The sequence below is a fragment of the Sphingobium sp. L-44 genome, assembly GCF_056859495.1.
Genome location: NZ_JBSXOQ010000089.1, coordinates 112,963 through 131,632, shown reverse-complemented (window position 1 = coordinate 131,632; position 18,670 = coordinate 112,963). Strand labels below are relative to the sequence as shown.

General features: G+C 64.3%; 19 protein-coding genes. 8 read left to right on the top strand and 11 right to left on the bottom strand.

Features of this window, described 5'->3' with window-relative positions:
- Window positions 1–60: 60 nt before the first annotated feature.
- Window positions 61–2,136 (bottom strand): transglycosylase domain-containing protein, encoded by a 2,076-nt coding sequence (locus AC13EK_RS12485; RefSeq protein WP_277788318.1) that lies wholly within the window; start codon window positions 2,134–2,136, stop codon window positions 61–63.
- Between the two features lie 107 nt (window positions 2,137–2,243).
- Here AC13EK_RS12485 and AC13EK_RS12480 point away from each other — a divergent pair, with 107 nt between their 5' ends.
- Complete coding sequence (locus AC13EK_RS12480; RefSeq protein ID WP_004212393.1) at window positions 2,244–2,453, top strand: hypothetical protein; 210 nt, start codon at window positions 2,244–2,246, stop codon at window positions 2,451–2,453.
- On the opposite strand, the gene AC13EK_RS12475 is transcribed toward AC13EK_RS12480, so the two are convergent.
- Complete coding sequence (locus AC13EK_RS12475) at window positions 2,450–3,769, bottom strand: MFS transporter (RefSeq protein WP_004212394.1); 1,320 nt, start codon at window positions 3,767–3,769, stop codon at window positions 2,450–2,452. The genes AC13EK_RS12480 and AC13EK_RS12475 overlap by 4 nt on opposite strands.
- Before the next feature lie 131 nt (window positions 3,770–3,900).
- Here AC13EK_RS12475 and pgsA point away from each other — a divergent pair, with 131 nt between their 5' ends.
- Genes pgsA through AC13EK_RS12460 form a run of 3 tightly spaced genes read left to right on the top strand, consistent with a single transcriptional unit; the run spans window position 3,901 to window position 5,170 of the window.
- Window positions 3,901–4,464, top strand: coding sequence for a CDP-diacylglycerol--glycerol-3-phosphate 3-phosphatidyltransferase (gene pgsA, locus AC13EK_RS12470; RefSeq protein ID WP_004212395.1), 564 nt, complete (start codon window positions 3,901–3,903; stop codon window positions 4,462–4,464).
- A gap of 5 nt (window positions 4,465–4,469) precedes the next feature.
- Complete coding sequence (gene moaD, locus AC13EK_RS12465) at window positions 4,470–4,730, top strand: molybdopterin converting factor subunit 1 (RefSeq protein WP_069338371.1); 261 nt, start codon at window positions 4,470–4,472, stop codon at window positions 4,728–4,730.
- Window positions 4,727–5,170, top strand: a complete 444-nt coding sequence (locus AC13EK_RS12460) for a molybdenum cofactor biosynthesis protein MoaE (RefSeq protein ID WP_483022212.1) — start codon at window positions 4,727–4,729, stop codon at window positions 5,168–5,170. Before moaD ends, AC13EK_RS12460 begins: the two co-directional genes overlap by 4 nt.
- 4 nt (window positions 5,171–5,174) lie before the next feature.
- Here AC13EK_RS12460 and AC13EK_RS12455 read toward each other — a convergent pair whose 3' ends face one another.
- Both AC13EK_RS12455 and AC13EK_RS12450 read right to left on the bottom strand, forming a co-directional pair.
- Window positions 5,175–6,104, bottom strand: a complete 930-nt coding sequence (locus AC13EK_RS12455) for a hydrogen peroxide-inducible genes activator (protein WP_004212401.1) — start codon at window positions 6,102–6,104, stop codon at window positions 5,175–5,177.
- Between the two features lie 39 nt (window positions 6,105–6,143).
- Window positions 6,144–6,917, bottom strand: a complete 774-nt coding sequence (locus tag AC13EK_RS12450; RefSeq protein ID WP_004212403.1) for a sulfite exporter TauE/SafE family protein — start codon at window positions 6,915–6,917, stop codon at window positions 6,144–6,146.
- A 188-nt stretch (window positions 6,918–7,105) separates the two neighbouring features.
- Between AC13EK_RS12450 and epsC the strand changes: the two genes are divergently transcribed.
- The 4 genes from epsC to AC13EK_RS12430 all read left to right on the top strand — a co-directional run bounded on the left by epsC (window position 7,106) and on the right by AC13EK_RS12430 (window position 11,340).
- Window positions 7,106–7,822: a serine O-acetyltransferase EpsC gene (gene epsC / locus AC13EK_RS12445; protein WP_010339066.1), complete on the top strand. Its 717-nt coding sequence runs from the start codon at window positions 7,106–7,108 to the stop codon at window positions 7,820–7,822.
- Window positions 7,822–8,169: a DUF2794 domain-containing protein gene (locus AC13EK_RS12440; RefSeq protein ID WP_069338373.1), complete on the top strand. Its 348-nt coding sequence runs from the start codon at window positions 7,822–7,824 to the stop codon at window positions 8,167–8,169. The genes epsC and AC13EK_RS12440 overlap by 1 nt, the downstream gene beginning before the upstream one ends.
- 321 nt (window positions 8,170–8,490) lie before the next feature.
- Complete coding sequence (locus tag AC13EK_RS12435) at window positions 8,491–9,834, top strand: UDP-glucose dehydrogenase family protein (RefSeq protein WP_004212408.1); 1,344 nt, start codon at window positions 8,491–8,493, stop codon at window positions 9,832–9,834.
- Between the two features lie 360 nt (window positions 9,835–10,194).
- Entirely contained in the window at window positions 10,195–11,340 is a 1,146-nt protein-coding gene (locus AC13EK_RS12430; protein ID WP_069338374.1) for a family 16 glycosylhydrolase, read from the top strand.
- On the opposite strand, the gene AC13EK_RS12425 is transcribed toward AC13EK_RS12430, so the two are convergent.
- From AC13EK_RS12425 to AC13EK_RS12395, 7 genes are read right to left on the bottom strand one after another with little or no spacing between them, the layout of a single operon-like run.
- Window positions 11,325–12,260 (bottom strand): glycosyltransferase family 2 protein, encoded by a 936-nt coding sequence (locus AC13EK_RS12425; RefSeq protein WP_277788317.1) that lies wholly within the window; start codon window positions 12,258–12,260, stop codon window positions 11,325–11,327. The genes AC13EK_RS12430 and AC13EK_RS12425 overlap by 16 nt on opposite strands.
- On the bottom strand, window positions 12,260–13,345 hold the full coding sequence (locus tag AC13EK_RS12420; protein WP_069338375.1) for an acyltransferase family protein: 1,086 nt from the start codon (window positions 13,343–13,345) through the stop codon (window positions 12,260–12,262). The genes AC13EK_RS12425 and AC13EK_RS12420 overlap by 1 nt, the downstream gene beginning before the upstream one ends.
- Window positions 13,342–14,463 (bottom strand): endo-1,4-beta-xylanase, encoded by a 1,122-nt coding sequence (locus AC13EK_RS12415; RefSeq protein ID WP_069338376.1) that lies wholly within the window; start codon window positions 14,461–14,463, stop codon window positions 13,342–13,344. Before AC13EK_RS12415 ends, AC13EK_RS12420 begins: the two co-directional genes overlap by 4 nt.
- A complete protein-coding gene (locus AC13EK_RS12410; protein WP_004212417.1) occupies window positions 14,460–15,425 on the bottom strand; it encodes a glycosyltransferase family 2 protein in 966 nt (321 codons plus the stop codon). The genes AC13EK_RS12415 and AC13EK_RS12410 overlap by 4 nt, the downstream gene beginning before the upstream one ends.
- Window positions 15,425–16,366: a glycosyltransferase family 2 protein gene (locus tag AC13EK_RS12405; protein WP_069338377.1), complete on the bottom strand. Its 942-nt coding sequence runs from the start codon at window positions 16,364–16,366 to the stop codon at window positions 15,425–15,427. Before AC13EK_RS12405 ends, AC13EK_RS12410 begins: the two co-directional genes overlap by 1 nt.
- Window positions 16,363–17,292, bottom strand: coding sequence for a glycosyltransferase family 2 protein (locus AC13EK_RS12400; protein WP_069338378.1), 930 nt, complete (start codon window positions 17,290–17,292; stop codon window positions 16,363–16,365). Before AC13EK_RS12400 ends, AC13EK_RS12405 begins: the two co-directional genes overlap by 4 nt.
- Entirely contained in the window at window positions 17,285–18,667 is a 1,383-nt protein-coding gene (locus AC13EK_RS12395) for an O-antigen ligase family protein (protein WP_069338379.1), read from the bottom strand. Before AC13EK_RS12395 ends, AC13EK_RS12400 begins: the two co-directional genes overlap by 8 nt.
- Window positions 18,668–18,670 lie beyond the last annotated feature (3 nt).

The window sequence follows — 18,670 nt, the reverse complement described above, 5'->3', positions numbered from 1 at the left end:
AATTTTACGGCCTGTTCGCATAGGCGCGGAGGCATGAAATGCAGGTCATCGAAATCGCCGTCATGGCTGTTGCGGTTCATTTTCCTGGGGCTGGGTCGGCGCGATCCGCGGTGGGGGCACGCCTTGCGGCGGCAGCGGCACAGGCTGGTCGGACGGAAGGCGAAGCTGGTTGCCGTCGATCGTGACGGTCATTCCGCCCTGATCCATGCCGACGCCGACATTGCCGATGCCGGTTTCGACGCTGACATTGGCGATGGCGTTGACCAGGTCGGGATCCTGCTCTTCCTCGGGCACCTTCTCGACGGGTTCGTTGATGGCGCCGGCCATGAAATTGCGCCAAATACGTGCTGGCACACCGCCACCGGCCGCGCCGCCGGGCAGCGGGGCATTGTCATCATTGCCGATCCACACCGCCGTCACCAGGCCGCCGGCATAGCCGACGAAAATCGCGTCGCGACTATCCTGGGTCGTGCCAGTCTTGCCGAAGGTGCTGGTGCGCAGCGCCGCCGCGCTGCCGGTGCCGCGATTGGCGGCGGATGACAGGAGGTCGCGGATCATTTCGAGCTGGTCGTCGCTGAAATGACGCTGGCGCTTCATCAGGCGATCGAACCAGCCCTGTTCCTCGGGCGGCAGGCCATGGGCCAGCACCGGATAGGCGCCGGCCGCCACCGACGCATAGGCCTCGGCCAGCTCCACCAGCGGGATTTCCGACGTGCCGAGCGCGAGGCTGAGATCTTCGGTCAACGGCGCGGTAACGCCCAGATCGCGGGCAACCTTGATGACATTGTCGACGCCGACCTTCTGGGTCAGGCGCACCGCTGCCACATTGCTCGACGCGGCAAAGGCCTGACGCAACGTGATGCGGCCGCGATATTTGCCGCCATGATTGGCCGGGCGATAGGTGCCGGTGGTGATCGGCGTATCCTCGATCATGTCGTCGGGCGTCATGCCGGCGCGGAACGCGGCGAGATAGACGAACAGCTTGAAGGTGGAGCCGGGCTGGCGCTTCGCCTGCACGGCGCGGTTGAAGCTGCTCTTCTCGTAATTCTTGCCGCCGATCATGGCGACGACGCTGCCGTCGGGCTTCATCGCCACCAGCGCCACCTGCGCCCCGCCCAGCGGCGCGCGCCGGATCGCGGCTTCGGCGAGGCGCTGGATGCGCCAGTCGAGCGTCGTCTTCACCTCCTGCGCGCCATAGACGGCGCCCGCCCGGTCGCGCGCTTCGGGCAGCACCCAGTCGGCAAAATAGGTGCCGCTGGTGGCATCCGGGGACTCGCGCACATCAAGGCGGGCCGGGGCGAGCTGATTGCGCTGGGCCTTGCTGATATAGCCGGCCTCGACCATCGCCTGCGTCACCAGCGCGGCGCGGGCGCGCGCGCCCTTCAGATTGCTGGTCGGTGCGAGGCGCGAGGGCGCCTTCAGCAGGCCGGCCAGCATCGCGGCCTGGGGAATGGTCAGCCGTTCGGGCTGACGATCGAAATAATGGAGCGAGGCGGCGCGCAGGCCATAGACATTGTCGCCGAAATAGACGTTCGAGAGATAGCGTTCGAGGATCTGGTCCTTGGTCAGCCAGGCCTCCAGCCAGAAGGCGATCAGCGCTTCGCGCGCCTTGCGGCCCATGGTCCGGTCGCTCGACAGGAATACGCCCTTGGCCAGCTGCTGGGTGATGGTACTGCCGCCCTGCGATGATCCATCGGACCAGATATTGTGCCACATGGCGCGGGCGATGCCGCGCGGATCGACACCCCAATGGTCATAGAAGCGACGATCCTCGATCGCCATGAAGGCCTGGGGCACATGGGCGGGCAGCTTGGCCACCTCCACCGGCTTGTCGATGATGGCCCCGCGCCGGGCGACCAGATGGCCGTCGGCCGACATCAGGCTGATGCTGGGCGGGGCAATGGGCTGGAGCGAACGCGACATTGGCGCCGTCACCGCCAACCAGGCGATGATCAGCATCAACAGGGCCAGCCCTGCCGCCACGATCCAGCCGAAAATCTGCAGCCGCCGCTTCCACGGGGTGGGGGGGGCAAAGGCGCTGGGCGGCCCGGCGCCGAACGGGCGCGCTTCGTCAGCGGCCGGGGCAGGCGTGCCGGTAGGGGCGGGGTTGGGCAATTCGGTCATCGGCACGGCCATGCTGTATTATGTTGTTGATACGGTCAAGTCTGTCCCGCGACGGGACATCCCGGATTTTACGAAATTTGCCATGGAACTAATGGTAAATATCGCGTTAACCAATCCTTATGAGAAACCGAGTCCTCGTCCTCACCAACGAAGCCGCCCGTCACCCCTTTCGGCAGCGGCTGCCCCGTCACATTTTCCAGCTGACGGACGATGCGTCGTCGCAGGCGCGTCGCCGCCGCGATGTGGCCGTTTCCGACGATAATGACTGGAAGCTGTTCGTGCTGAGCTTCTCGGCCTTCTTCACGGCTTTCTACAGCTTCATCTTCTAAAGCTCGCCGCTGCAGGCCGGGCCGTCACAGGCCTTGTGCAGCCGCCAAGCCAGCCAGGCGCAGGGCAGGCACATCGCCGCCACCAGCAGCAGCTGATAGACCACCTCCAGGCCGGCCAAGGTCAGGCCGATCGCGATCAGTGATCCGACCACCATGGCGCCGGAATTGACGATATTATTGGCCGCAACGGTGCGCGCCGCTTCGCACTTCTCGACCGTGGTGGTGAGGAAGGCGTAGAGCGGCACCACGAACATGCCGCCAAAGGTCGCCACGCCGAGCAGGCAGAGCGACAGTGGGATCGCCATGGGATGGGCGAGGAAGCCGGCGAGCGGCAGCATCTGGCCACCGGGTGCAGGCGTCCACAGGTCGCACACCACATGGAAGGCGATGATGCAGCAGCCCATGCCGATCACCGACGCGGGGGCATATTTGGCCGAGACATGGCCGGCGAGCAGCCGGTTGATCGCGATCGATCCGATCGCGATGCCGATCGAGAAGATCGCCAGGAACAGGCTGGCAACCGACTTGTCCGCGGTCAGGACATTCTTCACCAGCGGCGGGAACTGGATGAACAGCACCGATCCCACGGCCCAGAAGAAGCTGATCGACATGATCGCCAGATAGAGGCGCGGAATATGCATCGTGCCGCGCACCAGCGCGACCGAGGATCGGATGACATGGAAGTCGATCGGTTGCTTGGCGAGCAGCGATGGGGCGGGCGGCACGGCCCGGCTGGCAAAATAGCCGATGAAGGCGGTCACCACCACGCCGATGGCCGCAGCCTCGATCGGGATGATGCCGGCCAGGATGGTGCCGGCCAGGATCGCGATATAGGTGCCGGCCTCCACCAGTCCGGTGCCGCCCAGGACCTCGTCATCATGCAGATGCTGGGGCAGGATCGCATATTTGATCGGGCCGAAGAAGGTGGAGTGGATGCCCATCGCGAACAGCGCGGCGAGCAGCAGTGGGATCGCCAGGATATGGACGGCAATGCCGCTCCAGATCAGCGCCAGGCCGGTCGCGCCGACCGTCATGATGACGATTTCGGCTGCCTTCACCCAGCGGATGATGACGGCCTTGTCGCGCTGATCGGCTAATTGGCCCGACAGGGCGGACAGCAGGAAGAAGGGAATGATGAAGATGCCGGTGGCCAGCGCACTGAACCAGGTTTCGGACCGCTCGTCATTATAGACCTGATACACCACGAACAGCACCATGGCGTTCTTGAACAGGTTATCGTTGAAGGCGCCGAGAAGCTGGGTGATGAAAAGCGGCAGAAAACGGCGCTTTTTGAGGAGCCTGAGTGAGGCTTGCATGAGTGCGTTTGGCTTTTCGCTGTGGACGACCGGGGGGCGGTCTAGCCGCTGCAGGCGGGCCTGTCCAATTTCCTGTTCACTTCTTGCTGCCTTCGCTTGTGCCCGATGCGGGACTGTGGCAGGTCGCCCTGATGCTGACGCTGCCCAATTTGCTGACGCTTTCGCGCATCATCACCGTGCCCTTGCTGGTGGCCCTGTTGTGGCCCGGCGAGATGGGCGCGCGCTGGACCACGGGCTATGGCCTTGCCTTCGGTCTCTACTGCCTGATGGGCATCACCGACTATTTCGACGGCTACCTCGCCCGTGCGCAGGGCGCGGTGTCCAAGCTCGGCGTATTCCTTGATCCGATCGCGGACAAGATCATGGTCGGCGCGGTCATCCTGATGCTCGCCGCGACGCGCGACATCGCCGGCATCCATATCGCGGCCGCGATGATCATCCTGCTGCGCGAGATTGCCGTGTCGGGGCTGCGGGAATTTCTGGCCGGCCTTCAGGTGTCGGTCCCGGTATCGCGCCTGGCCAAGTGGAAGACGACGTTCCAGTTGATTGCGCTGGGCGCCCTGATCCTGGCCGGCGCCGTGCCGCAATTTCCCTTTGTGCAGAGCGTCGGCATCCTGACGCTGTGGGCCGCCGCGATCCTGACGCTGATTACCGGCTGGGATTATCTGCGCGTCGGCATCAAGCATATGGACTGACCGGCATGGCCGCTGTGACCCTCGTCTATTTTGCCTGGGTGCGCGAAGCCATTGGCCGCGATGAGGAGCGGGTCGAACTGGCTTCGCCGGAGGAAACCATAGCGGAACTGGTGGCGCGACTGGCGGCACAGGGCGGGGGCTATGCCGAGGCGCTGGCCGATCCCGATCGGTTGCGCGCGGCGCTGGACCAACAATTTGTCGGTTTCGATCAGGCAATCGGCACGGCGCGGGAACTGGCGCTGTTCCCGCCGGTCACGGGTGGATGAAACGGGTCGCCATCCAGGCGGATGATTTCGATATTTCGGCCGAGCTTGCCGTGCTCGAAGCGCTGGGCGGCGGCGGGGTGGCCAGTTTCACCGGTATCGTCCGCGTCGAAGAGGGGCTGGTGGCGCTGGAACTGGAACATTATCCGGCGATGACGCAGCGCCAGGCCGAACGGATCGCGGAGGAGGCGATGGCGCGCTGGCCGCTGCTGGGACTGTCCATCATCCATCGCCATGGCCGGCTGCTGCCGGGCGAGCGGATCGTGTTCGTCGGCACGGCATCACGGCATCGCGTGGCGGCGCTGGAAAGCTGCGCCTTCCTGATCGACTGGCTGAAATCGCGCGCACCCTTCTGGAAGAAGGCGCATTATGCCGATGGCGCAGGTGCCTGGGTCGCGCCCCGCGCCGAGGATGAGGCCAAGGCGCAGGGCTGGGATCGCTGATCGATCAGGCGGCGTTGGCGCGGATCGCGGGATGGTCCGCCGCGTCGCGCAATATCTCGGCGAGCAGATGGAATTCCTTTTCGCGCGGGCTGTTCTTGCGCCAGACCAGGGCAATGTCGCGCCAGGCATGATCGGACTGCAGCGGGCGCGCGGTGATATTGGTATGTTCCAATATGCCTCCGGCCAACGCCATTTCCGGCAGCATCGTGACGCCCAGGCCATTGTCCACCATCTGTATCAGCGTATGGAGCGAGGTGCCCATCATCGTCGCGCTGGCGCGCAGGTCGGGGCGATTGCAGGCAGCCAGCGCATGGTCCTTCAGGCAATGCCCGTCCTCCAGCAGCAGCAGCTTGTTCTCGTCGATCATGTCCGGCTTAATCCAGTCCGGCGGATTGGTCGGATCGTCGCGCGGGAAGGCGACATAGAGCGGATCCTGGAACAATATTTCGCTGTCCAGTTCGCCGGTCGGATAGGGCAGCGCCATCAGCACGCAGTCGACATTGCCATGGCGCAGCGAATCGATCGCCGCCTGGGTCGTTTCCTCGCGTAGATAGAGTTTCAATTCCGGCCGGTCGGCGCGCAGGCGGGGCAGTAGGCGCGGCAGCAGGAAGGGCGCGATCGTCGGGATGACGCTCATCCGCAATTCGCCGGTCAGCGGCTTGCCCGACGCCTCGGCGATCGCGGCAAGCTCCTCCGCCTCGCGCAGGACGCGGTGCGCCTTTTCGACGATGCGATCGCCCAGCGCCGTGAAGCGCACGACGCGGCGCGTTCGCTCGACCAGCGTGACGCCGATCAGGGATTCCAGTTCGCGGATGCCGGCCGACAGGGTGGACTGGGTCACATAGCAGCTGTCGGCCGCCTTGCCGAAATGGCCATGTTCCTTCAGCGCAACCAGATATTGCAGCTGTTTGAGCGTGGGCATGTAGTTCGACATTTATCGGATTCCTGAATTAGAAATCCGAATATAAGCGAATTATCCGATATAACCAAGATATTTGGCGATGCCGAAGGCCGACGTCAGGGTCAGGATGATGCCCACGGCCACGAACAGCACCTTTGGCGCGACATGGCGGGCCAGCATGGCGCCAAAGGGGGCTGCCACCACGCCGCCGATCAACAGGCCGATCGTGTAGGTGGTGAAGCTTTCCCAGCCCAGATGGAACAGGAACGTCAGGCTGATCGACAGGGTCAGGATGAATTCGACGCTGTTGACCGTGCCGATGGTGTGGCGCGGGCTCGATCCCTGGATCAGCAGGTTGGAGGTCACGACCGGACCCCAGCCGCCGCCGCCCGACGCATCCATGAATCCGCCGACCAGGCCCAGCGGCGCGACCCATTTCGGGCTCTTGCTGTGCGGGGGGAAATGGAAGCCGCGCCAGATCAGGTAGATGCCGATCGCTGCCAGATAGAATTGGACGAAGGGCTTGATGATCGCGCCGTCGATATTGGAGAGCAGGTAGGCGCCGGCCACGCCGCCGATCACGCCGGGAATGACGAGCCGGGCGAACAGGCCCCAGTCGACATTGCGGTGCAGGATATGGCTGATCGCTGACACCCCGGTGGTGAAGGTTTCGGCGGCATGGACGCTGGCGGACGCGCGGCTGGGCGGCACGCCCATGGCCAGCAACAGGGTGCTGGAAATCACGCCATAGGCCATGCCGAGGGCGCCATCGATAATCTGCGCGCCGAAGCCGATCAGGATGAAGGGCAGTATTTCGCCAAAATGGGCGATAAATGTGTCGATCATCCAAACACCTTCGTTCTAATTGTCTACCTCAATGATTGGTATATCTTGAGGCGCCAAGCAAGTTTCTGTTTTGGGCCGGGAAGGCGAATTAGGGCGCGCTCTGGAAAAATTGCCGCTTAATCTCTATGTTGCTGGCAACAGGGTAAAAGGGGCGCGCCAGCAGGGCGGGTCCGTTCAGGGACGTTTCGATGCTGCGTAATCTCATCGCCTATCTGGATTCGGTCAAGTCGCGCGACCCTGCGCCGCGATCGCGGGCGGAAATCCTGCTCTATCCCGGTATCTGGTCGCTGGCCTTCCATCGCGTGGCGCATCGTCTCTATCGGGCGCGGCTCTATTTCCTGGCGCGGGCAGTCAATCATCTGTCGCGCTTCCTGACCGGCAATGACATTCATCCCGGCGCGAAGATCGGCAAGCGCTTCTTCATCGATCATGGCTTCACCGTGATCGGCGAGACGGCGGAGATTGGCGACGACGTCACTCTCTATCAGAATGTGACGCTGGGCGGGACCGATCCCGCCAACGGGATCGCCGGCAAGCGCCATCCGACGCTGGAAAATGGCGTGATCGTGGGGTCGGGCGCGCAGGTGCTGGGCCCGGTCCGTGTCGGCGCCCGTGCCCGTGTCGGCGCCAATGCGGTGGTGACCAAGGATGTTGCGGAGGCCGCGACCATGGTCGGCATCCCCGCGCGCGCGATGCTGGTCGATGTCACCGCTTATCAGCGCGACTTCCTGCCCTATGGCACGCCCTGCTCCGATTGTTTCGATCCCGAAAAGCAGAAGCTGGAATTGCTGCAGTGCGAAGTGGAGCAGTTGCAGAAGCGGCTGGCTGAGTTGCTGGCGCAGAAGCAGGTGCCCGAACTGCCTGCCGATGACGTCGCCCTGTTCAAGGAGCGTGGCCGGGCCTGATGTCCAATGTGACGCCGTTCCCAGCACCCAACGGCCAGCAACAGGGGCAGGTCGGGTTCGATCGCCTGGAGTTGCAGCGGATCATGGATCTCTATGGCCGCATGGTCGCTGCCGGACACTGGCGCGACTATGCCATGGACCTGGGGCGTGAGGCGGCGATTTTCTCCGCTTTTCGGCGCTCTGCCGAGCGTCCTGAATATCGGATCGAGAAGCGGCCGGCGTTGCGCAATCGCCAGGGCATGTGGACGCTGGTGGGGGAAGCGGGTCATGTGCTCAAGCGCGGGCAGGAGTTGCAGGGCATATTGGCGCCTGTCGAACGCAAATTGATGCGCATCGTCGAGGATTGACCCGCAGATCCGGTTAATTGCGCCCGCGCGCTGCGGCAGTTCGGCGCATTTTCCATTCGCCCCACGTCCACATGTGCCCGCGTAGCGCCAAGTCGCGTTGCAACAGCGTCATGACCCGACTTATGCTGCATCGCGTCAACAGGTGGCTGGTTCCACTGACGCGGCAACTGTCCGAACAGGCCGGGGGCCTCGATCTTTGTCAGGGCGAGAGGTGCGCGCATCCGGATTTTCCGGAGCGCTCTGTCGCGTCCTATCCGGATCGGGGCGATCGGTTGCGGGCAGATTGTCGATTAGCTTGCACATTGGACAAGGAGAATTGTCATGCGGATCGTGATGACCGGATCTGGTTATGTTGGTCTGGTATCGGGCGCCTGCCTCGCGGATTTCGGCCACGAAATCATCTGCGTCGACAAGGATGAGCGCAAGATCGCCAAGTTGCGCGAAGGCGGCGTGCCGATCTATGAGCCGGGCCTAGCCGATCTCATTGCGCGCAACGTCAAGGCGGGCCGATTGAGCTTCACGACCGATCTGGCAACGTCCGTGGCGGACGCCGATGTCGTCTTCATTGCGGTCGGTACGCCGGCGCGTCGGGGCGATGGCCATGCCGACCTCAGCTATGTCTATGATGCCGCGCGCGAGATTGCCGGGGCACTCAAGGGCTTTACCGTTGTGGTTACGAAGTCGACCGTGCCGGTCGGCACCGGCGACGAGGTCGAACGGATCATCCGCGAAACCAATCCTGACGCCCAGTTTGCGGTCGCCTCCAATCCCGAATTCCTGCGCGAGGGCGCCGCGATCGAGGATTTCAAGCGCCCGGATCGCATCGTCGTCGGCATCGAGGACGAGCGTGCACGTCCGGTGATGGAGGAGGTCTATCGCCCGCTCTATCTCAACCAGGCGCCACTGCTGTTTACCGGTCGTCGCACCAGCGAACTGATCAAATATGCCGCCAACGCCTTCCTGGCGATGAAGATCACCTATATCAACGAGATGGCCGAACTGTGCGAACGGGTCGGCGCGGATGTGCAGCAGGTGGCGCGCGGCATTGGCCTGGATAACCGGATCGGTTCGAAATTCCTGCATGCCGGCCCCGGCTATGGTGGCTCCTGCTTCCCCAAGGACACGCTGGCGCTGGTCAAGACGGCGGAAGATTCCGGCGCGCCCATTCGCCTGATCGAAACCACCGTCGCGATCAACGAAAGCCGCAAGCGCGCCATGGCGCGCAAGGTGATCGGCGTGTGCAACGGATCGGTGCGGGGCAAGACGATTGCGGTGCTGGGCCTGACCTTCAAGCCCAATACCGACGATATGCGCGATGCGCCGTCGCTGTCGATCATCCAGGCACTGCAGGACGGCGGTGCGCAGATCCGTGCCTTCGACCCCGAAGGGATCGAGGCGGCCCAGCCGCTGCTGCAGAATGTCGATTTCTTCCACGATCCCTATGCGGCGGCGCAGGGAGCCTCGGCCGTCGTACTGGTCACCGAATGGGATGCGCTGCGCGCGCTCGACCTGTCGCGCTTGCGCGGCGTGATGGCTGGCAATGGTTTGGTCGACCTGCGCAACATCTATCGGCCCGAAGTCGCTGAAGCGGCTGGATTTATCTATGACAGCGTTGGCCGTGGCATGGCGCCGGAGCCCGAAATGCTGGTTGAAGCTGCCGAGTAAAAGTTCCTCGCCTCGTCGCAAAAATGGCTGATTTGCGACGAGGCGAGCTTGTCTGGAAGCATTTGTTAACCCTCGTGGCGGACCCTTTAGGGACACCAAAACGGGGGTTGCATTATGCGCAGCAAATCGGCCGGCTCCATGATCGGAGCCGGAGCAATCATTACGTCTGTCTTCGCGGCAGGCGCCGCCACGATCCTGTCGGGCGGAACCAGCACGACCAGCAGCTCATCGACCAGCACGGCCGATAGCGGCACGGTCACCATCTCCAGTAGCAGTGCGAGCAGTGCGACGACCAGCACGGCGACGACCAGCAGCACCAGCAACAGCTTTGCCGACTTCGACTTCGCCAATGGCACGGTATTGCCGGGCAAGGCGACGCTCTGGATCGGCAACGCCACCTACAAGCCGGGCAGCAGCACCGCCTATGTCCCGGTCTATCTCGATCGGGCGACGCCCAACACGGTGATCGCGCGGATCACTACGGTGAACGGCACCGGCACGCTGAAGGCCACGTCGGGTACAAACTACAAGACGGTCGATACCGTCGTCATCTTCCGGCCGGGCGATCCGCTGGAACAGACGGTGGAAGTGCCGGTCATTAGCGCTAGCGAAGGCCAGCAGTTCAGCGTGAAGCTGCGTGAGGCGCCATGGGGCGCACTGCAGGGCCAGTCGACCGCAACCGTCACGGCCAAGGCCTATGTCGCGGCCACCGAGAAGGCCAGCGGCACCTTCCGCGAAGCGCGGACCTTCGCGGCCTCGGGCACGCTGCAGTTCGAACTGCTCAAGGACACGCACAAGCGGTCGGTCGATGGCGGCTGGGACCGCTGGGCCACGACCCTGTCGCATGGCCGGGCGCAGACCGGCAATGGCGAGACCGGCCTCTATGTCGACACCACCACCTATCCGGGGATCGAAGGGCCGGTCTACTGGAGCAACAAGGGCCTGGTGCTGCACAGCCAGGTGCTCAAGACGCCGATCAGCTATCAGGGCGTGACCTATAATTATGGCGCGTCGATCCTGGACGGCCGCAATTTCCTCGCCTCGCAGATCGGTTATGGCCAATATGAGTGGGAAGCGAAGATGCCCAACCGGCGCGGTTCCTGGCCCGCTTTCTGGCTGATCTCGACCAGTGGCTGGCCGCCGGAAATCGATGTCTATGAAGGCTTTGGCTATCAGAGCTATTGGGATTTCGATCGCCATGTCGGCCAGACGATCCATGTCGGTGCCAACAGCACCCGCTATGACCAGCGTGGCATCGTCATCCAGACCGAACAGGCCTATGGCCTGTCGGGCTATTCGCAGGACTTCCACAAGTTCGCGGTCGATATCCAGCGTGACTACATCACCTGGTTCGTCGACGGCAAGGAAACCTACCAGTCGGTCAACCCGTTCAAGGGCTTCCGCTTCTATCCGCTGATGAATGTCGCGGTGAAGACGACGGGTGCCTATGACGATGGCAGCGGCGACATGACCATCCGCAGCTTCAAGGTCTATTCCGCGCCATAATAAGCCCGGCTGCCCCGGCCCGTCAGGGCATAGAGGCGGCCCCAGCATTTGATCCACTGCCCGGCGATGTCGACCCGTCGCGCGCCGGGCAGTAACAGGGCGAGGAGGCCGGCGGTGCGCATCGCGAACACCGCCAACGTCCGCCCGAACAGGGTGAGGGTGCCGACGATGCCGGGCCGATGCTTCCGGCGGGTCAGCGTCTCGGTAAAGCCGATCCGCCACATGCGGGACAGTATCCAGCCGAGCCGGACCCGTTCGGGCGGCACCCATTCGCTGACGCGCGCATCTGCAGCCCAGCCGAAACCGATGCCGGCATCGCGCAGGCGGGTGAGGTAATCCAGATCCTCGCCGCCGCTGCGATTGAAGCGCGGATCGAACCAGGGGGCGGGCAGCGCCTCTAGCGCCTTGCGGCTGAGCAGCAGATTGTTGCTGGCCCATAGCATGTCGGTTGCACCCGAGGGCCGATCCTCGGCCCGGAATACCAGCGCTTCGCGCGCCCAGTGCGGCGGGGGGCGCATGAAATGGGCGTCGACCGGGCCGCCAACCACATCGGCGCCGCACATCTCGCGACAGGCCAGCAGCGCGTCGAGCCAGCCGGGCTGCGGCCATTCATCATCATCGATCATCGCCAGATACTGCATTGCCGGAGCTGCCAGTGCGGTGGCGACGATCGCGTTGCGGACCGAGCAAAGGCCGGGCTCTGGCACATGCAGGATATGGATCGGCAGAGGATAATCGGGGTCATCCTGCATCTCGTGTGCGACCATCGCGCCTTCCTGCCCGACGGGGTCGTTGTCGGCGACCAGCAACTGGACATCTTCATGCGGAACGACGGCGGCCAGGCTTTCGAGCAGATGGCGCAACTGCCCCGGCCGGCGAAAGGTCGGGATCGCGATCCAGATGGTCGGGGCAGGGGGCATCAGGCAGCAACCTTGACCGGGACCGGGCGGGCGCGTCCGCCGCGTTGTAGCCATTTGATGATCTTGTGGCCCGGCAGCTCGATCAGGCGATAGCTCGCCCAGCAGAGCAGCCAGGTAGCGACCAGCATGGCGGCGATGAAGATCCAGTCATGGCCGATAAAGCCATGGCGATGGGCGATGCCCATGACGCGGGCCATGATGTCGCGCACCAGCGGATGCCAGAGGTAAATGGAATAGCTGATCAGGCCCAGATGATAGCTGACCGGGTTGGCCATCACCGCGCGGGCGGCGGCGCCATCATAATAGCAGGTGAGGACCAGCGCGGGCATCAGGCACACGACCAGCACGTCGGCGGCTCGGGGGAGCATCAAGGCGACAGCGATGATGACACATATGGCGGCAAATCGGCCGGGGCCGTCGAGCAGGCTGCGGGTCAGCGCCATGTCGCGGATGCGATAGGTCAGGACGCCAAGGGCAAAGCCGGCAAGGCAGCGCAGCAGCGTCAGCACTGTGTCATAGTCGTTGACATCCAGGGGGCCGCTGGCGCCCCGGCCGGAACTGGCGACCAGCACCAGAATGCCGACGCACAGCGCCAGTTGCGCCCAGGCCCAGCGGGAAAAGGCCATGATCGCGATCAGCGGGTAGAGGAGATAGGCGGCGACCTCGGTGCTGACCGACCAGCTGTTGCCGGCGATCGGCTGGGTGCCCCATCCCCAGCTCTGGATCATCAGCAGGTTGGTGAGGATATTGGGCAGGTCGAGCGGGATCGCCTGTGTCCCCGACACATTGACCAGGATGCGGGCCATGAACACCAGCGTCACGATCAGGTGCAACGGCCAGACGCGGGCGGTGCGGTTGATCAGGAAGTCCATGTAACTGGACCGCCCCAGATTGTGCATCAGCCGGTCATAATAGCCGTAGGAAATGACGAAGCCGCTGAGAATGAAGAAAAGGTCGACCGCCAGATAGGCGCGCGAGAAAAGCGGGATCGCGAAGGCCTGAAAGGCCGGCGCATGGGGAATATGGTAGAGCAGGACCGAAACGGCGGCGATACCGCGCAGGCCCGTGAGCGAGGAAATTCTCATGCGGCATGTCTCCCGGCCGGCGGCGCGTCGTCGAAGGCGGCGGCGATGGCGTCCCACAGCGGCTTGCGGCGCAGGGAACCGTCCAGCGGCAATCCGCGCGACAGCTGGCCGTCGGGCCATTTATAATCCTTGTAGTTGGACAGCCAGGAATAGCGGTCCGACAGACCCCAGCAGAGCACGGCCTGCATCGCCGGATTGTCCAGCGCGACATCGATGAAGGCCCGGCCGACACTGGCAACTTCGCTGTCACGCTTGGCCGGGTTGGGCGGTCCGCCAATGTCGGCAATGTCGAACTCGGTAATCTCCAGCTTCAGGCCATAGCCGCGCAACTGGTCGAGGAAATCGGCGAAGCGGTGCTCGTTGAACCCTTCCTTATAGGGTTTGAGATGACCCTGGATGCCGATCGCGTCGATTGGCACGTCGCGGGCCTTCAACCGGTCAAGCAGCTTCAGCATCGCGGTCCGGCGCCGTTCGCAGCGGGGCGAGTCATGTTCGATGCCATAATCGGTCAGGAACAGGGTCGCCTTGGGATCGGTCTCGCGCGCGGTGTGGAAGGCGATGTCGATATAATGTTCGCCCAGCGCCTGCATCCACATGCTGTCGGCGCGCATCCCGTCGGCGCGGCCGTCATTGGGCTCCAGCGCCTCGTTCACCACGTCCCATTCCTGGATGCGGCCGGCATAGCGGGGCATGGCCGTGGTGATATAGCTGGTCATCAGCTTCTGGCGGCCGCGATCGCTGGCCGCCTGCAGTGCGGGCTCCAGCCATTTAGGCTGGGCGGCATACCAGACCAGAGCATGGCCGCGCGCGCGCATGTCATGCTTCTGGGCGAAATCGATGATCTGGTCGGCACCGCTGAAATCATATTGGCCCGGCTTGGGCTCGGTCGTGCCGCGCTTCAGCTCATATTCCTGCACCAGGATATTGCATTCCTGCGCCACCGCCTGGGTGAAGCCGGCATCCTCTCGCAACTGGCGCGACTTGACCGCCGCGCCGAAATAGCGGCCCTTGGCACGGGCATGGGTGGCGAGGCCGGGCGGCATGGCGGCTGCCGCCACGCCAGCGGGCAGCGTCGCCGCCAGCGCCATGCCGCCGGCCAGAAATTCGCGACGCTTCACAGGCGCGGCCTCCCGCCCACCATCTGCGCCATGTCGATCCAGCGATCGGAAATCCGGCGATAGACGGGATCGGGCAGGATGATCTGCATGAGCACAGTCGCGGCCAGCCGCGGGCCGAAGGCGCCGCGCAGCACCGCGCCGACATAATAGCGCATCGCCTGAAACCGGCTGGTCGGCCAGATGCTCTTGGCCGCATGCCAGCCCATATAGGCGGAAAAGGCACGGGCCGAGATATGGGGGCGCAGGTCGCGCAGCCAGATGAGGCTGCCGACGCTGCCACGAACCGCCGACAGTCGATGTTCGGCATCGCGGTCGGCCCAGATGGTGCCGGGCCGCGCAGTCATCTGAAACTGGCCCCCGGCCAGCGCCAGACGCACGGCAAAGTCGGTATCGTCGCCGAACTTCACATCCTCGCGATAGCGGACCTTGTTGGCGAGGCCGCGACTGAGCGCCAGGCTGCTGGTCTGGATGAAGCCGCGATCGCACATGAGATAACGGTCGATCGTCTCGCCGGTCGCGATCGCGCGCGGGGGCTTCAGGAAATTGCGGCCCTGGCCGCGATCGACCAGCACCTGGCCATAGGCGACCACATTCTCGTCCTGTTGCAGCAGGGGCAGAAGGTCGGCGAGATGATGGGGCAGGAAACGGTCATCGCAGTCGAGAAAGGCGATATAGCGCCCGCGCGCCTGCGCGATCCCGGTGTTGCGCGCGGCCGATGCGCCGCGATTGGGCTGGACGATGACACGCAGGCGCGGGTCTGCGATCCCGGCCAGCACCTGTTCGGTGTCGTCGGTCGATCCGTCGATCACGACGATCACCTCGATCAGCGCGATCGTCTGGTCGAGCGCGGACAGCACCGCATCGACCACCTTGTCGCGGCGCTGATAGGTCGGGATGACCACGGAAAAGAGCGGCGAAGCCGCCTGTTCCTGCAGCGCGGACGGAGGTTGCCAGGCCGCCATCACGAACGGGCGCCGCTACTGAGGGCATCGGCCTTGCCGAAACGCAGGACGAAGCCGTTGACGAGCGAGCGATAGAGCGACTTGGGCATGTAGGAACGCAGCAGCTGGCGCGCGATCACCCGTGGCGGCACGCCGCCCGCGGTCAGGCCGATGGCGAGGTCGCGGATCGCCGCGACCGGGCGGATCGGCGCCATATGATAGGCGAGCACGGTGGCACGATAGCCGCGCCGCGCCCGGTTGGTCAGCATATGGCCGCAGCGATCGAGCCAGTCGAGCGAGGTTTCATAGCCGCGCACATAGGAGGTGCGGCCGACCTCGGTCGCGTCCAGCCAGATGGTGAGCGGGCGCTCGATCATGCGGAAGCGCGCGCCCGCGCCCTGAAGCCGGACGCAGAAGTCGAGATCCTGCCCCTTCTTGAGCGCGGGGTCGAACAGCACCTGCTGGGCCATCCGGGTCGGTACGACCATCGTCGAGGTCTGCATGAACTGGTTGGCGCAGAAGAGATATTCGCCGACATCCTCATCTTCCCGAATGCCGCGGTCTGGGCGGATCCAGTAACGGTCGACGCCCCGGTCCACCTTCATCCGAGAATAGAGCACGGCATGGCCGTCGTCGTCCGCCAGCGCTTCCGCCATGGTCGACAGCTTGCCGGGCAGGAACAGATCGTCGGAATCGAGGAAGGCGATGTAGCGCCCCTCGGCGGCGAGGATGCCCCGATTGCGCGCCGCGCCACCGCCGGCATTGTCCTGCCGGATGTAACGCAGGCGCGGGTCGCCGATCGCTTCGATCACCGGGCCGGGATTGTCATGCGAGCCATCATCGACGACGACGATCTCGAAATCGGTCCAGTCCTGCGCCAGTACCGACCGGATCGTGTCGGTGACCACGTCGGCGCGGTTGTAGAGCGGGATGACGACGGAGAAGAAGGGGATGTTGGTCATGCGCCATGGACCTTTCGATATTCTTCATAATGGATGCCGGTGAGGCCGGCGATCTTGCCCGCGGCGCGATAGAGCTTGCCGAGGCGCTCCACCCGCTTGCCGCGGTCCAATGTGGTGAGGGGGCCGACCGCGCCGACCAGGAAGCCGACCGCTATGCGGGGGCTTTCGCTGAGCGCCGCACGAAGGGCGCCGCCATGGGTGCGGGCGACGATCATGTCGGTCATGCCGACACGATAACCGCGCATCAGCAGCCATTTGGCGGTAACCCGGCTGGCCGGGATGAGTTCGGTGACCAGCGCTTCCTCCGACCAGGCGAAGCGGAAACCGGCGCGCTGCATCCGGGTGAAGAGCTGCTTGTCCGACCCGCCGGTGAGCGCCATGCGCTCGTCAAACGGACGGGCGCCGATGCGGCGCAATGCGTTGGCGGACATCAGCACATTGGCGGTGCTGTCGACCAGCGAGACCGGGCCGGACTTGTCGCGCCGCTTGGGCTGGAGCAGCGGATGACGCGAGGCCCAGGCGGGCAGCGGGCTGTCCATCTCGCGCAGCACCGCGCCGCCGACGACATCGGCGTCCCAGCGATCGGCGGCCGTCACCAGCGCGTCGATCCAGCCGGGGCATGCCGCCTCGTCATCGTCCATCATCGCCACATGGGTGACGCCGGGCCGGGCGAGAGCCGCCTCGACCAGCGCATTACGGACCAGGGGAATACCGCGCTCCCGCACCAGCAGCGCCTCGATCGGCCAGCGATAGCCCGATGTCGCTAGCGCCTCCACCACGGCCAGCCCCTGTTGCTCCCTGGCGTCATTGTCGGCGACCAGCACATCGATCCGGTGGCGGGTTTCGAGTGCCGCGAGCGAGGCAAGCGTGCGCCGCAGCCCCTGGGGGCGATTGCAGGTCGCGATGCAGATGACGATATTAGCCATGGGAAGCCTCCGGGCGGGCGAGAAAGCGTCGGCGCCACTGCGGAAGCGGGCGCGCCTTGTAGGTGGCGTGGGCGGCGGCGATGGCCGCCAGGAAGATCACCCAGACCTGCCGATCCTTGTCGAAGAACGAGGTTTCCAGCAGATTCTGGTAAAGGACGAAGACCCAGATCGCGAAGCAGGGCACCATGATCGGCCGGTTCTGCGGCGTCGCCCCGGTCAGGAACCAGATGGCGGGCAGCGCCAGGAAGGTCAGCAGCAGCATGATGAGGCCCAGCGGTCCGGTGGTCACCAGGATTTCCAGATAGCCATTGTGCGAATGGGCGGTCAGCGTCTGGAATGCCTGGTTGAGATAATCGAGCGAGGGGCTGCGATCGCCGACCTGCCAGAAGCCGCCGAAACCCGCGCCCAGGAACGGATGGTCCTTGAGATAGGCGAGGTCGACTTCCCAGATCGACACGCGGCCGGTGAAGGAGGTGGGATCGGCGAAGATCCGCTCCACCACGGGCTGGAAAGCGACATAGAGCCACAGCACCCCGACCATGCCGAGCGCGACCATGATCAGCAGCACTGCCCGTTTCTGGGTGGAATCGCTCAGTGCCCGATAGACGGCGCAGACGCCCAGGATGGCGAAGGATAAGGCGAGCGAGGTCTTGCTCTTGGTCCCGATCACGAAGACGAAGGCCATCACCGAGAAGAGGGCATAATACCATTTCTTGGTATCGACCCAGGCATTGGCCGCAACCATGAAGGTGAGCGCCATGACCGCGCCGGCAATATTCTTGTGGAAGAAGAAGCCGCGCCAGGCGCCGATCAGTGCCTTGTCGCTCTCGGTTGGCGGATGGACCGCCGCCGAGGTCAAGGGCAGCGAGACCCAGCAGATGACGAGGGACAGGATCAGGGCGTAGCGCAGTGCCTGGAGCAGCCTTTCGGGGCCGATCAGGCTGAGCGCGCTGAAAGTGATGTAGATCACGATCAGCTGCTGCATCGCCCGCTTGAACGATACGAACGGATCGACGCCCCAACTGCAGGTGATGAAGAACCAGGCAAGCATGATGGCCAACGGCCAGAGCGTGAAGCGATAGCGTGGCGGATAGCGGCGGATCAGCTGCACACCTGTCAGTAGCATCGCAAAGCCGATGAACAGCGCCTGCTTGAACAGGTCCGACCCGTTATTTTCCTGCGCCATGGCCACCAGTTCATCCTGAGTGCGCGAGGCGAAAGGCTGCTGGCCGATGAAGACCAGCATCAGGAAGGTGAAATAGAAGATCTGGGCGACCAGGATCAGCCGTGCGCTTTCGGTCTTCTTGATGGCGGCGACGCCCGGCCGGGTCAGGACCGGCGCGGGAACGTCACGATGCCAGGGCGTGCTTGCCATCGC